At 65.6% G+C, this 15,142-nt stretch carries 14 protein-coding genes; 4 read left to right on the plus strand and 10 right to left on the minus strand.

Features of this window, described 5'->3' with window-relative positions:
- Nucleotides 1-154 precede the first annotated feature (154 nt).
- Nucleotides 155-1,252: an isocitrate/isopropylmalate dehydrogenase family protein gene (locus tag ACFQZZ_RS12890; RefSeq protein ID WP_378678785.1), complete on the minus strand. Its 1,098-nt coding sequence runs from the start codon at nt 1,250-1,252 to the stop codon at nt 155-157.
- Between the two features lie 78 nt (nt 1,253-1,330).
- Here ACFQZZ_RS12890 and ACFQZZ_RS12895 point away from each other — a divergent pair, with 78 nt between their 5' ends.
- Nucleotides 1,331-1,852: a 2'-5' RNA ligase family protein gene (locus tag ACFQZZ_RS12895; protein WP_378678788.1), complete on the plus strand. Its 522-nt coding sequence runs from the start codon at nt 1,331-1,333 to the stop codon at nt 1,850-1,852.
- Nucleotides 1,853-1,901: 49 nt separating this feature from the next.
- Complete coding sequence (trxA, locus tag ACFQZZ_RS12900) at nt 1,902-2,276, plus strand: thioredoxin (RefSeq protein ID WP_378678791.1); 375 nt, start codon at nt 1,902-1,904, stop codon at nt 2,274-2,276.
- 170 nt (nt 2,277-2,446) lie between these two features.
- Here the strand turns inward: trxA and ACFQZZ_RS12905 are convergent, their stop codons facing one another.
- On the minus strand, nt 2,447-2,881 hold the full coding sequence (locus tag ACFQZZ_RS12905; RefSeq protein WP_378678794.1) for a 2-keto-3-deoxygluconate kinase: 435 nt from the start codon (nt 2,879-2,881) through the stop codon (nt 2,447-2,449).
- Nucleotides 2,882-3,587: 706 nt separating this feature from the next.
- On the opposite strand from ACFQZZ_RS12905, the gene ACFQZZ_RS12910 reads away from it, so the two are divergent.
- The gene (locus ACFQZZ_RS12910) at nt 3,588-4,016 is read left to right on the plus strand and encodes an SRPBCC family protein (protein WP_378678797.1); all 429 of its coding nucleotides are present in this window, start codon (nt 3,588-3,590) and stop codon (nt 4,014-4,016) included.
- A 217-nt stretch (nt 4,017-4,233) separates the two neighbouring features.
- On the opposite strand, the gene polA is transcribed toward ACFQZZ_RS12910, so the two are convergent.
- Nucleotides 4,234-6,978 (minus strand): DNA polymerase I, encoded by a 2,745-nt coding sequence (gene polA, locus ACFQZZ_RS12915; RefSeq protein WP_378678800.1) that lies wholly within the window; start codon nt 6,976-6,978, stop codon nt 4,234-4,236.
- Between the two features lie 122 nt (nt 6,979-7,100).
- Here polA and ACFQZZ_RS12920 point away from each other — a divergent pair, with 122 nt between their 5' ends.
- Entirely contained in the window at nt 7,101-7,511 is a 411-nt protein-coding gene (locus ACFQZZ_RS12920) for a nuclear transport factor 2 family protein (RefSeq protein ID WP_378678802.1), read from the plus strand.
- Between the two features lie 4 nt (nt 7,512-7,515).
- Here the strand turns inward: ACFQZZ_RS12920 and ACFQZZ_RS12925 are convergent, their stop codons facing one another.
- From ACFQZZ_RS12925 to ACFQZZ_RS12955, 7 genes are all read right to left on the minus strand, one after another.
- A complete protein-coding gene (locus tag ACFQZZ_RS12925; RefSeq protein WP_378678805.1) occupies nt 7,516-8,493 on the minus strand; it encodes a neutral zinc metallopeptidase in 978 nt (325 codons plus the stop codon).
- Nucleotides 8,494-8,696: 203 nt separating this feature from the next.
- Nucleotides 8,697-9,458 carry an ABC transporter ATP-binding protein gene (locus ACFQZZ_RS12930; RefSeq protein WP_378678807.1) on the minus strand — a complete coding sequence of 254 codons (762 nt, stop codon included), beginning with the start codon at nt 9,456-9,458 and terminating at the stop codon, nt 8,697-8,699.
- 8 nt (nt 9,459-9,466) lie between these two features.
- Nucleotides 9,467-10,465, minus strand: coding sequence for an ABC transporter ATP-binding protein (locus ACFQZZ_RS12935; protein ID WP_378678810.1), 999 nt, complete (start codon nt 10,463-10,465; stop codon nt 9,467-9,469).
- Nucleotides 10,462-11,886 (minus strand): branched-chain amino acid ABC transporter permease, encoded by a 1,425-nt coding sequence (locus tag ACFQZZ_RS12940; protein WP_378680495.1) that lies wholly within the window; start codon nt 11,884-11,886, stop codon nt 10,462-10,464. The genes ACFQZZ_RS12935 and ACFQZZ_RS12940 overlap by 4 nt, the downstream gene beginning before the upstream one ends.
- Before the next feature lie 5 nt (nt 11,887-11,891).
- A complete protein-coding gene (locus ACFQZZ_RS12945; RefSeq protein WP_378678812.1) occupies nt 11,892-12,929 on the minus strand; it encodes a branched-chain amino acid ABC transporter permease in 1,038 nt (345 codons plus the stop codon).
- A 96-nt stretch (nt 12,930-13,025) separates the two neighbouring features.
- Nucleotides 13,026-14,222: a branched-chain amino acid ABC transporter substrate-binding protein gene (locus ACFQZZ_RS12950; RefSeq protein WP_378678815.1), complete on the minus strand. Its 1,197-nt coding sequence runs from the start codon at nt 14,220-14,222 to the stop codon at nt 13,026-13,028.
- Nucleotides 14,223-14,462: 240 nt separating this feature from the next.
- Nucleotides 14,463-15,080, minus strand: coding sequence for an ANTAR domain-containing response regulator (locus tag ACFQZZ_RS12955; protein ID WP_378678818.1), 618 nt, complete (start codon nt 15,078-15,080; stop codon nt 14,463-14,465).
- Between the last annotated feature and the right edge of the window lie 62 nt (nt 15,081-15,142).

Below are 15,142 nucleotides of genomic sequence, written 5' to 3' on the forward strand. Positions count from 1 at the left end.
GATCGAACAGACACAGCAGCCCTCCACATTTCGGATTCAAGAAACCCGGGTGTCACCACCCGTTTGGCAATCTAAGCGACCGAGACGCTTCGTGTTGGACAGTAACGGAAGATTAATCCGATCTGTGCTGAACACTCCGAGCGCAACACGCTGACTACCGGCGGTGGACCCTAGCACAAAGGTGCTCGGTGAACTCACTCGTCGACGCAAGACCGCCCAGGTCAGCGGTGGCGATGCCGGCCTCGAAGGTCGCCGCGACCGCACGTTCGATCCGCTCTCCGGCATTGTGCAACGCCCGGTCGGTGTCGCGAGTCCCCAACCAGTGCAACAACATCGCCGCCGACAACTGCAACGCCACCGGATTCGCGCGATTGTGCCCTGCCAATGTCGGCGCGGCGCCGTGCACCGCTTGCGCCATCGCCCGCGACTGCGAGCAGTTCAGCGACGCCGCCATCCCGAGTGATCCGCTCAACTCCCCCGCCAGATCCGAGAGGATGTCGCCGAACAGGTTCTCGGTGACGAGCACATCGAAATCGCGGGGCGCGCGGACCAGATGCGCGGCGGTCGCGTCGACATGCTCGTCGAGGACATCGACACCCGGATAATCGCGCGCGACCTCGTAGCAGACGTCGCGGAACAGTCCCATCGTCATCGGCAGCACATTGGCCTTGTGCACGATGGTCACCCGCTTGCGACGCGTCGTGGCCAACCGGAACGCCTCATGTGCGATCAGCTCGCAGGCACGGCGCGTGACCACACCGACGGCCATCGCGACATCGGGTGTCGGCCGGAACTCACCCGACCCGGCGAACATATTGCGGTCGGCGTAGAAGCCCTCGCTGTTTTCCCGGACAATCACCAGGTCGATGAACGGCGCGGCCGCGCGCACCCCCGTGAACGCCCGCGATGGCCGGATATTGGCGTATAGCCCGAACCGCTTGCGGATGGCGCCGCCGGGCGCGACCGCCGCACGATGCGCCTCCGGGTAGGACGCGTTGTCGTGCGGTCCGAGGATCCAGGCGTCGAGTCCGTCCAACGCGGTCATGGTCTGCTCGGGAAGCGGGTCACCGAACTCCTCGATCGCGCGGTGGCCCATGAGCAGCGGAACCCATTCCACCGGAGCCACACCTGCCGCGGCAATAGCCTCGTCGACCACCGCCCGCGTTGCCCGCACGACCTCCGGGCCGATGCCGTCGCCTTCGATCATGCCGAGGCGGATCGTCGAACTGTCGCGTTGCGTCGCATCGTTCACGGGGTCATCCTCCCGCCGCCGGTCCGCTGCGACCGAACCGCCCCATGGACACGCCGGGAGCGCTACTTTCTGGAGACCATGGTGCAGTCGGTCGAATTACTGTTGGACGACGCGGCCGATGCGGAGATCCGGCGGCAGTGGCAGTTGCTCGCGGACGCGGGCATTCCCGGTCTCGCGGCGAAGACGGCCGAAACCACTCGCCCGCACATCACCGTCGCCGTCGCCAGACAGATCTGGCCGCGCATCGATCACGCCCTGGAGCAGCAGAGTTTCCGACCTTTTCCGGTGCGCCTCGGCGGGCTGCTGGTGTTCGGCGCGCGCCATCCGATCCTGGTCCGAGCAGTCGTGCCGTCCGAGCAGTTGCTCGCCGTGCAACGGCGGATCTTCGCCGCGGTGGCGCCCTGCCCTGGCATCCCGGCGAACCTGCATCCCGACGAGTGGACGCCGCACGTCACGCTGGCCCGACGAGTAGCCCATCAGCAACTCGGCGAGGCAGTGCACGCTGTCGCCAGAGATCGTGATTTCCCGGCGACCATCGTGGGTATCCGGCGTTGGGACGGCGACCAACGGCGTGAGTGGCCGGTGGCCCGTGGAAGATAACCAGAACGCCGGACGTTACAGCTGGCAATCAACGACACGAGAGGACGTCATGGCCACCCAGACGCTGACCCAGCAGAACTTCGACGAGGTAGTCACCGGAAGCGACGTGGTACTCGTCGACTTCTGGGCGGAGTGGTGCGGCCCGTGCAAGAGCTTCGCGCCGACCTTCGAGGCCTCCTCGACCAAGCACCCCGATGTCGTCCACGGCAAGGTCGACACCGAGGCCGAGCAGGGCCTGGCCGCCGCGGCGAACATCCGCTCCATCCCGACCATCATGGCGTTCCGCGAGGGTGTGCTCGTGTTCGCACAGCCCGGCGCGCTGCCGCCTGCCGCGCTGGAGGATCTCGTCACCCAGGTGAAGGCCCTCGACATGGACGAGGTTCGCAAGCAGCTCGCGGAGCAGACAGAGCAGACCGCTAAGTAAGGACACACCCCGCCCCGCAAGGCCGCGCCGTGCGATGACAGTACGGCCGACCGGAGCGGAGCGTCAGGCAATTCCGCCCGCAAGAACGACCAGGCGCGGACCGTTCACCACCTTCGGGAGGTGAACGGTCCGTTGCGCTTTCGGGGTGCGCGCGCTTGCAGGTCTACGCGTCAGCGAGCAATCAGATTCACACCGGCGATCATCGCGCGAATCGTCGATTCGGCGCCGTCGTCGGCCATGGCCGCACCCCAGCCGCGCCTGCCGTTCACCTCGCACTGCACGAAAGTGGCGGTGCCATCCTTGGTGCGGCGCTGATGGAACTGCAGGATCTCGACCGGATAGCCCTCGTCGTAGAGCGCCGAGGTCATCGCCGCCACCGGACTGCCGGTGGTGCTGACCGTCCGAAGCCGGTCCGCGAACTCCAGCGTCGCGGCGCACTCCGAGCTCCCGCTACCGGCAAGCGACCAGTCGCTGAGCCGGATGGGTCCGGCGTGTTCGCAGTAGCGGTCGTAGAACTCCGCAGGCGTCAGGCCACCGCATTCGGCCCGCAGGCCCTTGGGTGCGGCGGCGATGAACGTGCGTGTGTCAAGAGTAAGGATCGTCATTGCAATTCAGGTCTTCCCGAAGAGAATCGGCAGAGGGGACCAGCACTAACAATCAACAGCCCGCAGCGAGGGGGCCGGTCCGAATCAGACCCCGCTACGGCGGGTTACTACGAGGAGAAGTCGCCGGGCAGCCACCATCGCGGTAAGCGGAATTAGCGCGGCGCTGTCGCGGTCTGCGACATTCAGCACGGCGCTGTGGCGGTCGGCGGGATTCGGCACGCGGTACACGATAGGGACATCTCGAGGCAATCGCAACCTTATTGATGCGCTCGGTGTGCCTACTCGTGAGTATCATCGTCGCAGCTCACGGGATGTGCGGCGCGGTGGCGGCCGGATCGCCCGCGACAAGTCCGATGGCACGCCACCGCGGGACGAGATCGACCTGTCGACCGGGTCTGCGCGGCTGGTGCTCAACCAGGATCAGTACTCGGCGTGCCAAGGTCAGGCGTCGACGCGATCGGTGCTGACTTCGCGCGGCCTACGGCCGCCACATCGCAGACGAAGCCTCGGATGGCCGTCTGGTGGGGGACGAACGGGCTGGCGGTAATGCGCGCAATCGGCTGGCGCACATCGGTTTCCAGGTCGGTGAAGGACTCGCCTGCCCACTCGAGTGCCCGGGTCCGACGAGACCGGTCTCGATCACGGTGATTCGAATCGCGGTGCCCAGTGGCGGAACTATTCGGCGCTCCGCAGCGCTGGACCAGGTATGAGCACCTTCGAGAACACCCTGACCATCAACCGGACGGTCGAAGACGTCTTCGACTACCTCGCGCAATTCGAGAACGTGCCGCGCTGGAATTACGCCATCACCGAGACGAGCAAGACCTCCGACGGCCCCGTCGGGATCGGATCGACCTACCGGCAGACCCGCTCGATTCCGCAACCGGCCGAGGAATCATTCGAGGTCACCGGATTCGACCCGTCGAAGAGGCTCGAAATCCGCGGCCAGTTGGGCCCTTTCCCCGCCGTCGTGTCCTACGTGCTGGAGCCGATATCCGGTGGCACGTTGCTGCGCAACACGATCGAGCTCGAAGTGCGCGGAGCGTTGCGGCTGGCAGGCCCGGTTCTCACAGCCCGAGTCAAGTCGGCGGTCGCCGCAAACCTGGAGGTACTCCGGCAACTGTTGGAGGCGTGACCCATCGACCGGTATCCGCACGGTCTGACCGTGGCACGTCCCGCCAGGCGACGGGGGGCGCTGCTCGGCTATCCGGACGCGCGCGACGAGGTCAGCGCGTACGGTTCACGCACGCCGCATTGCACATTTGGACAGTCGACCGGACCTGACCCGACTCCTCGGGGGCTGAAACGCTGGTCAGCGCAATAGTTTCCGCTGCCCAGCGGCGTCAGCCCGCTCAGTGTGCCGCGGCGTCCCAGCTGCGACCGGTGCCGACCGAGACATCCAGCGGCACCGACAGCTCGATGGCCGAGGACATCTGTTCGCGCGCAAGCGCTTCCAGTGTCTCCCGCTCACCGTCGGCGACTTCGAACAGCAGCTCGTCGTGGATCTGCAGCAGCATCCTCGACCGCAGTCCCGCAGCCTGAATTGCCTTGTTCACGTTGATCATCGCGACTTTGATGATGTCGGCGGCGGTGCCCTGGATGGGGGCGTTCAGCGCCATGCGTTCGGCGGCCTCGCGGCGCTGGCGGTTGCTGGAGTCCAGGTCGGGCAGGTAGCGGCGGCGACCGAAGAGGGTCTGGGTGTAGCCGACCTTGCGGGCCTGCTCGACGACCTCGTAGAGGTAGTCACGGATGCCGCCGAAGCGGTCGAAGTAGACGTCCATCTGTTCCTTCGCCTCCTGCGTGCTGATCTTCAGCTGCGCGGAGAGACCGTAGGAGCTCAGGCCGTAGGCAAGACCGTAGGACATCGCCTTGATGCGGCGGCGCATCTCGGGGTTCACCTCCGACAGCGGAATATCGAAAGCCTTGGACGCGACGAAGGTGTGCAGATCCTCGCCGGAGTTGAAGGCCTCGATCAAGCCCTCGTCGGCGGACAGGTGCGCCATGATGCGCATTTCGATCTGGCTGTAGTCCGCGGTCATCAGCTCCGCGTAGCCGGAACCGACGACGAAGGTGTCGCGGATCTGGCGGCCGGTGTCGGTGCGGATCGGGATGTTCTGCAGGTTCGGCTCGGTGGAGGAGAGCCTGCCGGTGGCGGCGATGGTCTGGTTGAACGTGGTGTGGATGCGGCCGTCGTCGGCGACGGACTTGAGCAGACCGTCGACGGTGACCTTGAGGCGGGTTGCGTCGCGGTGCTCGAGCAGATACTGCAGGAACGGGTGCTCGGTCTTCTCGAACAGCGATTCCAGCGCGTCGGCGTCGGTGGTGTAACCGGTCTTGGTGCGCTTGGTCTTCGGCATGTCGAGTTCGTCGAACAGCACCACTTGCAGCTGCTTCGGCGAGCCGAGGTTGATCTGCTTCCCGATCACCTCGTAGGCCGCGTTGGCCGCCTCGTTCACCTTGTCGGCGAATTGCCGCTGCAGCGTCTCCAACTGGTCGACGTCGACGGCGATGCCCGCGTCTTCCAGGGTGGCGAGCACGCCGAGCAGCGGCAGCTCCATATCCTCCAGCAGCGGAACGGATTCGATCTGCTGAAGTTCGGTGTCGAGCGCCTCGGCCAAGTCGGCGACCGCCCTGGCGCGCAGCATTTCGGCCTGCGCGACCTCGGCGTCGACGGTCTCCTCGTCATCCAGCAGCGACAGCTGTGGAGTCTCGTCCGATTCGGCGCGCAGCTCGCGGCGCAGGTAACGCAGCGACAGGTCGTCGAGGTTGAAGCTGCGCTGGCCAGGGCGAACCAGATAGGCGGCCAGTGCGGTGTCACTGGTCAGACCGGCGAGGGTCCAGCCACGGCCGCGCAGCGCATGCATCGCGGACTTGGCCTCGTGCAGCGCCTTCGGCACCGCCGGGTCGGCCAGCCACGCGCCGAGCGCGGCGTCGTCCTCGGGGGTGAGCACGGTGACGTCGATGTAGCCACTCTCGCCGTCGCCCGCCGCGATCGCGAGGGCGCGCACGTCACCGTTGCCGGGAGCACCCTGGCCTACCACCGAGACACCGTGCCGGACACCGGCTTTCGCATGTTCCGCGAGCCAGCCCGAGACCGCACCGACTTCCAGCGCACCACCGCTGATCTCGAAGCCCGCCTCGGCCTCCGGCTCCGGCGGCGCCAGCGTCTCGAACAGCCGGTCGCGCAGCACCCGGAATTCCAGATCGTCGAACAGCTGATGGATTTTGTTGCGATCCCATGGCTGCTGCGCCAGCTGGTCGGGGGTGTAGGGCAGCGGTACATCGCGCACCATCTCGGTGAGCTGACGGTTGAGCACCACGCTGCTCAGGTTGGCCCGCAGCGCGTCGCCGACCTTGCCCTTCACCTCGTCCACCTTGTCGACGAGGGTGGCGAGGTCGCCGTATTCGCGAATCCACTTGGCTGCGGTCTTCTCCCCCACTCCGGGAATGCCGGGCAGGTTGTCGCTCGGGTCGCCGCGCAGCGCCGCGTAATCCGGGTACTGGGCCGGGGTGAGCTGGTACTTGGCCATCACTTCGTCCGGGGTGAACCGGGTCAGATCGGAGACGCCCTTGCGCGGGTAGAGCACCGTCACGTTGTCGTTGACCAGCTGGATCGAGTCGCGGTCACCGGAGACGATCAGCACTCGGAAGCCCTCGGCGACCGCCTGCGTGGTGAGCGTGGCGATCAGGTCGTCGGCCTCGAAACCGTCGATCGCCATCACCGGAATGCCCATTGCGCCGAGCACATCCTTGGTCAGCTCGACCTGCCCGCGGAACTCGTCCGGCGTGGCGCTGCGATTGGCCTTGTACTCCGGATACGCCTCGGTGCGGAATGTCTTGCGTGACACATCGAACGCCGCGGCGATATGCGTCGGCTTCTCATCGCGAAGCAGATTGATGAGCATCGCGGTGAAGCCGTACACCGCGTTCGTGGTCTGCCCGGTGACCGTCTTGAAGTTCTCCGCGGGGAGCGCGAAGAACGCGCGATAGGCGATCGAATGCCCATCCAGCAACAGCAGAGTCGGCTGCGGACCGGCCGAATCGGAGTCGGCCGCAGAGACGGAGCTCGAACGCTGATCAGTGGTGGCTGGGGTCACGGTGAAGAGTCTAGGGAGGCCCACCGACAACTCACAGCGGCGGCTCCCGCGTGCCGCGAGGTGCCGAGTGTTCCGTCCGATTTCCGCCGGATCGAGCCGCGTCTTCCGGACAGTATTTCCCCGTGACCACAACAATGTCAGCCTTGCGGCGGTTCTTCGCCGCGGAAGCCGCTTACATCACCGAGGGCGGCGACTTCACCGCAATGGCGGCCTGTCTGGCCCCCTCTGTCGTGATGTACCAGGCGTCCCATCTGCCCTACGGCGGCGAATGGCATGGCCAGGACGGCATCCGGCGGTTCATGGACGCGATGAGCGAAACCTGGCTGTCGCTGGAGTTCCTCGAGCAGCGCTTCGTGGTGGACGGCGACGCCGTGGTGATCTATAACGTCGGCAGAATGCGGGCGCGCGCCACCGGCCGCGTGTTGGACACCTCGGTGATGCAGCTGATCACCTTCCGCGACGGGCTCATTTGCGAGATCCGCCCCTTCTACCTGGACACCGCTGCCGTCATGGCGGCGGTGACCGATACCTAGACACTCACGCCACGTTCGGCACCGTGCTGTACCAGGTGTTGCACTCCCAGGTGTCGCCCTTCTCCGAACCCCACTTGAACCAGCCGAGCACGTTCTGGTCGTTGCCGTGCAGGCGCTGCTCGCCGGGGCGGTCGCCCGCGCCGCTGTTATTGCGTGACGCCTCGTTCCAGGTCTGCTGGTCGAGGTCGCCGCGGCCGTAATTGGTACCGAGGAACATGCCGGAGAAACACGATGCCTGTAGTTCCATTCGCCTGCTTTGCTCCTGGCCCGCGGCGGTGTCCCAGCCGACGGCCGTGCGCTTGTCGGTGTAGGCGCGCATGACCCCGATCAAAGCCTGCACATGGTGGCCGTATTCATGAGACAGCAGTGCTAGCTGCGCGCCCCGCCGGGAACCGACGGTCAGCGGCCGCAGCGCGTCGAACGGCATGATCAGCGTCTCGTCCGCCGCGCAGTAGAAGGCTTCGTCGGTGGCGAGCTGTTCCTGGGCGCAGGCACTGCTCACCGCGGCGGACTTGGCGGGTGCGGTCATCCGTGGTGAGCGGAACGGCAATCCGACGCTGCGCAGCGTGGTACCCCACGAGTCGTCGAGGCAGCCGACCGCGCGCTGATAGAAGGCCCGCGCGGATTCCGGATCGTCGCGCCACTCCGGCAGTGTGCAGTCCACCCTGCCGAGGCCGCTGTGCTGGGCGAAAAGCGGATGATCGATCAGTGCGAAGACCGGACGAGCCGCCGTCGACTGCGGCACTCCGGCCAATGGAGCTGCCGCGATGGGCGGCGCGGCGTCACCGGCCGGTTCCGTCGCACCCGCCATCGGCCCTGACGGACCGATTCCCGCCGCGGGCGCGGCCGCGGCGGCGGATACATATGCGGCCGAGGGCTTTTCGCCCATATCGGCGGCACAGCCCGCGACCATCAGCACACCGGCAATCACCCCCGCGACCAGGGTCCAGGTGTCGCGCCGTCTAATGAATCGAGCCTTCAAGATCCCGCCTGCACAGTTCGATCACCGCATCCATGGAACCCGACCCGACCCGCGCCCGCAACTCGGGCAGGGACGGACCAGGCCGCCGAACGGCTCGTCGGAGCGTAGCCACCAGCTCCTACCGGTCGGCCAGGTCCGTCAGCTCGTCATGCCATCCGTGGCCGCCATCGCCCTCGACGCGGCCGCGGATGGGCATGACCTTGCTACCCGACGCCCAGATAGGCCGACTTCACCGCCGGATCGGTGAGCATTTCGCGCCCGGAGCCGGATTTGGTCACCTCACCGGTCTCCAGGATGTACGCGCGATCGCTGCGGGCCAGCGCCTGCTGTGCGTTCTGCTCGACAAGCAGCACCGTGGTGCCCTGCTGATTGATCTCCGAAATGATCCGGAAGATCTGCTGAATCACCATGGGCGCCAATCCCATCGACGGTTCATCCAGCAGCAGCAGCCGCGGCCGCGCCATCAACGCCCGGCCGATGGCCAGCATCTGCTGCTCGCCGCCCGACAGTGTGCCGCCGACCTGTTTGCGCCGCTCGGCCAGTCGAGGGAACATGCCGAAGACCCATTCCAAGGTCGTGTCGTACTCCGACTTCGACTCGAACGGCCTTGCGTAGCAGCCCATGTCGAGGTTTTCCTGCACCGTCATGCCGGGGAAGACGCCGCGTCCTTCCGGTGCCTGGATCAACCCCAACTTCACCCGCTCGTGCGCCTTCATATGGGTGATGTCGTGACCCTCGAACAGAATGCGGCCGCGGGTCAGCGGCAGCAGCCCGGAAAGGGATCGCATGGTGGTGGTCTTGCCCGCGCCGTTCGCGCCGAGCAATGTCACCAGCTCGCCATGCGCCACCTGCAGCGAAATCCCGTGCAACGCCTGGATTCTGCCATAGTTGACGACCATGTCCGTGACCTCGAGCAGCGGGCCCGTTGCGTCGCTGCTGCCATCGGATTGCCTGTGTGATGCCATCGCCGTCCCTACCCTTCCGTCCCGTGTGCGTCGTCTGCTGCTCCCGGCTCGGTGCCTTCGTCGGGCACGCCGAGATAGGCATTGATCACATCCGGGTTCTCGCGGATCTCGGCGGGCAGCCCGTCGGCGATCTTGCGGCCGAACTCGAGGACCACGATCCGGTCGGTCACACCCATCACCAGCCGCATGTCGTGCTCGATCAGCAAGACGGTGAACCCGTCGTCGCGAATCTTGCGGATCAGATCCATCAGCGCGGACTTCTCGCTGGGATTGAATCCGGCGGCGGGCTCGTCGAGGCAGAGCAGTTTCGGCTCGGTGGCCAGCGCGCGGGCGATCTCCAGCCGGCGCTGGTCACCGTAGGACAGATTGCGCGCCTTTTCCACCGCCCGCGGTGCGATTCCGACGAATTCGAGCAGCGCCATGCCGCGTTCGATGGCCTCGTGTTCCTCACGGCGATGCCGCGCCGTGCGGAGGATGGCACCCGGCACCGAAGTCTTGTGCCTGGCGTCGGTGCCGACCACCACATTTTCCAGCGCGGTCATCTCCGCGAAGAGCCGAATGTTCTGGAAGGTGCGGGCGATACCGAGCCGGGTGATGGCATTGCGCTTGGTCTTCGTCAGCGGCTTGCCATCGAAATACACCACACCCGACGACGGCCGGTACACACCGGTGATCGCGTTGAAGCAGGTGGTCTTGCCCGCGCCGTTCGGCCCGATCAGCCCGAGGATCTCACCGCGGCGAATCTCGAAACTCACATCGTCCAACGCGGTCAAGCCGCCGAACTTCACGGTGAGTCCGTCGGTGCGCAGCAGCGCTTGCCCCACCGGCGTCTCGATTTCGCGGCTCGGCGCGACAACCTCCGCGACCGCCTCGGCGTCGCCGAGTTCCGGCAGCACGGCCGTCACATCGACCACGCCCGCGCTCGGTGTCGCTTCCGGTTCGGCGGCATAGCCCGCCGAGATGTCCTCGTTGTCGAAAAGCGCGTCACCCGCGCCAGGCCCGGTCATGCCCGTTCCCCGATCGCCTCATTGCCGAACGGTTTGCGCACGGCTCGATATACCTGTCGCCCGTAGGCGAGCAACTTCTGGCGCACCGGGAACAATCCCTGCGGCCGGAAGATCATCAACACGATGAGCGTGATCCCGAAGAACAGGTACTTGAAGTCGCCGAGCGACTGTGCTCCCTGCTCATGGAATTTCAGCACGTTCCCGAGCACGATCAACAATCCGATCACCACGACGATCGCACCCGTGAGGTAGCCGAGACGCACCGGCCGCTCCTGATCCCGCGCCCAACGCTTCCACCCGAGCACCAAGGCGATGATCGCCGCGATGGTCAGGGCGAGCAGCAGGTAGCCGACACCGGTCTGCTGAACCAGCTGCACCGACAGCAGTCGGTTCGGCAGGTACACGACGATGAACGCACCGACGATCACGCCGAGCTTGTTGCCCTGGCCGCCGATGACCACCGCGCAGAGGAACAGCATCGAGTTGATGATGTTGAACCCGCTCGGATTCACGAACTGCACCTGGCCCGCGTACAGCGCACCGGACAACCCGCCGACCGCGGCGCCGATCATGAACGCCCACAGCTTGAACTTGAAGGTCGGCACACCCATGATCTCGGCCGCGTCCTCGTCCTCACGGATCGCGACCCAGGCCCGGCCGACCCGGCTGCGCTCCAGATTGCCGACGATCAGCAGCACGATGATGACGAGCACCATGCCGACCCAGAACCACCAGATGCCGGAGTTGGCCCTGCCGAAGATGTTCGAGGCTTCGGAATCTCCGACATTGCCTGCGGAGAACACGCCGTTGGGCCGCTCCGCGGACTCACCGACGCGCGGGTAGGCGATGCCGGAGAGGCCGAGGCTGCCGTTGGTGAGGTCGCCGAGATTATCGGCGAGCAGCCGGACGATCTCACCGAAGCCGAGCGTCACGATCGCCAGATAGTCGCCGCGCAACCGCAGCGTCGGTGAACCGAGGATCAGACCGGACATCGCGGTGACCGCCGCGGCCAGCGGCAGGCAGGCCAGCCAAGCCCAGTCCTCGCTCAGCCAGCCGCCGTCGGTCTGGTTCCACGGACTGTTGGGGCTTGTCAGCAGACCCACGGTGTACGCACCGACGGCATAGAAGCCGACGTACCCGAGATCGAGCAGACCCGCCTGTCCGACAACGACATTCAGGCCGATGGCGAGCAGCGCGTACATCGCGAACTGCGCCATCACGCCACCGAAGCTGGTACCCGGGGTATCCAGGAACGGCGGCGGGTAGAGCGGCAGCAGCGCGAGCAGGATGATGGCAGGCACGCCGACGCCCCATTGCGCGGGCCGCGACAGCCCGGCCCACCAGGTCCGCAACGCGTCGCCGACGCCGTGCTTCGGCGTCTCTTCCTGGCTGCCCTTCGGCGGACGCGGGCTCTTCACCATGTCGGTCATGCGCGCGCCTTTCCGAGGCTCTCACCGAGGATGCCGGTCGGGCGAATCATGAGCACCAGAACCAGGACAACGAACGCGACCACGTCACGCCATTCGGTACCGAAGAGGATCTGGCCGTAGTTCTCCGCCAGCCCGAGCAGCAACCCGCCGAGCAGCGCGCCACGCAGATTGCCGATACCACCGAGCACCGCGGCGCTGAAGGCCTTGATGCCGAGGATGAAACCGCCCGAGTAGATGATCCCGTTCGGAATCTTGAGCGCGTACAGCAGCGCGGCCGCGCCGGCGAGCACGCCGCCGATGAGGAAGGTCAGCATGATGATCCGCTCCCGCGAGACGCCCATGAGCGTCGCGGTATCAGGATCCTGTGCCACCGCCCGGATGCCACGGCCGAACTTGGTCTGGTTGATGACCACCTCGGTGGCGATGGCCAGGATGACGGCCGAGACGATGATCACGATGGTCACATTGGTGACATCGGCGCCGCCGAAGCTGAACTGTTTGGTCGGCTCGACCAACATGATCGGCTTCTGCGCGTTGGTGCCGCCCAACTCCGGCCAGACCTTCGGCACCACGAAGTGCATGACCTCCTGGATCACGAACGAGGCGCCGATGGCGGTGATCAGAAAGATCAGTGGTTTGGCGCCGCGTTTACGCAACGGCCGATAAGCCACCCGCTCCAATCCCACTGCCGCGGCACCGGATACAGCCATACCGAAGATCATCGCCAAGGCGAGATAGGTGACGGTGAGAACGATGCCTTGGGAGTAGACATCACCGCTCGGCGAAAACCCGAGCAGCATAAGCCCGACATACTGGCCGAACAGGCCGAGCATGAAGATTTCCGAATGGGCGAAATTGATCAGTCGCAGTACGCCGTAGACAAGGGTGTAGCCGACAGCGACGAGTGCGTAAATGGCACCGTAGGACAATCCGTCGACGGTCAGTCGCCAGAAATCGTCGATCACTCCTTGGTAGTTGAAGTCGATCGATCCGCCGGCTAGTTGTACTGCGCCGGCCAATGCTGTTGAAGTCATTCGTAATTCGCCCTCATTCATTCACCCTCACGAAGCAGCAGCACGTACAGGGATTCGCGCGAACCCCCATACGTGCTGCGCGTTACGTGGCGTGGGTTACTTGACCGTGTAGATCCAGATCAGTGCGTTGGACAGTTCGCCGTTGGGGTTCCACTTGTACTGACGCGCCAGACCCGCACCGTCGTAGGACCGCACGTACTCGAGCAGGTCGGGACGGGTCACCTTGCCGCTATCGATGCCCTTGGTCAGGATCGTGGCCAAGTCGTAGGCCTCGACGGAGTAGACGCCTGGCGCCTGACCGTTGAGAGCCTCGTAGTCCTTCGCGAACTTCTCCGGGGCCGGACCACACGGGCAGGTCAGCGTCGCGCCCTTGGCCGAGCTACCGGCCTGCGAAAGGAACTGCGGATCGTTCACACCGTCCGGGCCGACGAAGACTGCCTTGACGCCGCCGGACTTCAACTGCTGCGCCAGCGGGGCACCCTCGGCGTAGTAACCCGAGTAGAAGACCGCGTCCGCGTTCGCGCCTGCGATCTTGGTGACGGTCGCGGAGAAGTCCTTGTCACCGGTCTTGATGCTGGCGGAGCAGCTCGGATCGGCTGCGGCGCCGAGGCCCTCGGTGATGCTCTTGGCCAGGCCGGTGCCGTAGTCACTGTTGTCCTGGACGACGCAGACCTTCTTGTATCCCGCGGTGCCGACCAGGTACTTGGCGACCGACGGACCCTGAATGTCGTCGTTGGCCAGGCCGCGGAAGAACGTATTCCAACCGTTCTGGGTGAGCGTGGCGTTCGTGGCCGAGGAGGTCACCGAGACCAGGCCCGCGTCACTGAGGATCTTGCCGGTCGCCTTGGTCTCACCGGAGAACGCGGGGCCGACCAGGCCGATGATCGACTTGTCGTTGACGATCTGCGGGATGACCTGGGTGGCCTTCTGCGGGTCGCCCTCGGTGTCGAACTGCTTGAGCTCGATCTTGCAGCCCGCGTTCGCCTTGTTGTGCTGATCGAGCGCCAGCTTCACACCCTGGACGATATTGATGCCGAGGGCAGCGTTGGGGCCGGTCAACGCGCCGGCAAAGGCAATGGTGGTACCGGCCGGACAGGTTGCCTTGCCGTCGCCCGCCGGGTCGGCGGCCTTGGCCGGGTCGGTCTTCGGGACCTGCTTACCGTCGATGTCCACCTGCGCGACCGGCTGGATGGACAGGCTTCCCGCACCATTCGTGCCGGACGGACCCGATTCGTTGGTCGATTTGTCGCTGCACCCCGTCAGCACGAGTGCGGCGGCGGCACCGACAACCAATACACCTCGCGTCGAACGACTGCGCCATATCGAACTAAGCACGTCTCACCTCTACGTCCTGTGCTCCCCCGGCTCTCCCGAGGAGGCCGACCACGTCAGCCCGGTCAGAACATAGCGTCGCCACGTTAGATCCGCATCACATTCGCGTCATATGGACGACATTGTTTCGAATTCTTCTTCGCGAAAGTGTTTCAACGGAGTAAATTTTCCGGCCGCGACCCGGCCAAGGCCCTCATCGGGTCACTTCGGGGCCAGGTTCTCCAGCACCACCTCGGCTACCGCTTTCATGGTAGTCCGGCGGTCCATCGCGGTGCGCTGAATCCACTTGAATGCCTGCGGCTCCGACAGCCCCTGCGTCTGCATGAGCACGCCCTTGGCCCGCTCCACGAGTTTGCGTGTCTCCAGCCGATCGGAAAGGTTGGCGACCTCGCTCTCCAGCGCCGTGATCTCATGGAAGCGACTCGCCGCCAATTCGATGGCGGGCACCAGATCGGATTTCGTGAACGGTTTCACCAGATACGCCATCGCACCCGCGTCGCGCGCCCGCTCGACCAGATCGCGCTGACTGAAAGCGGTCAGAATCACCACCGGCGCAACGCGTTTCGACGCGATCTCGGCCGCGGCATCGATACCGTCGCGGCGCGGCATCTTCACATCCATGATGACCAGATCCGGCCGATGCTCCACCGCGAGATCGACAGCCTGCTGGCCGTCACCCGCTTCGCCGACAACCTGGTAGCCCTCTTCGGTCAGCATCTCCACCAGATCCATGCGGATGAGCGCCTCGTCCTCGGCGACGACGACCCGCTTCGCCCCGGCGTCCCGCTTCGTGCCGGCGCCCCCTGCTGTACTGCTCATAGGTAGACCCCTCTGGTTCCGATGCCTGTCCCGACACGCCGAAGGGTGGCCGTGGCCCATGT

The organism is Nocardia sp. GCM10030253 (assembly GCF_042675075.1).
Classification (GTDB): Bacteria; Actinomycetota; Actinomycetes; order Mycobacteriales; family Mycobacteriaceae; genus Nocardia.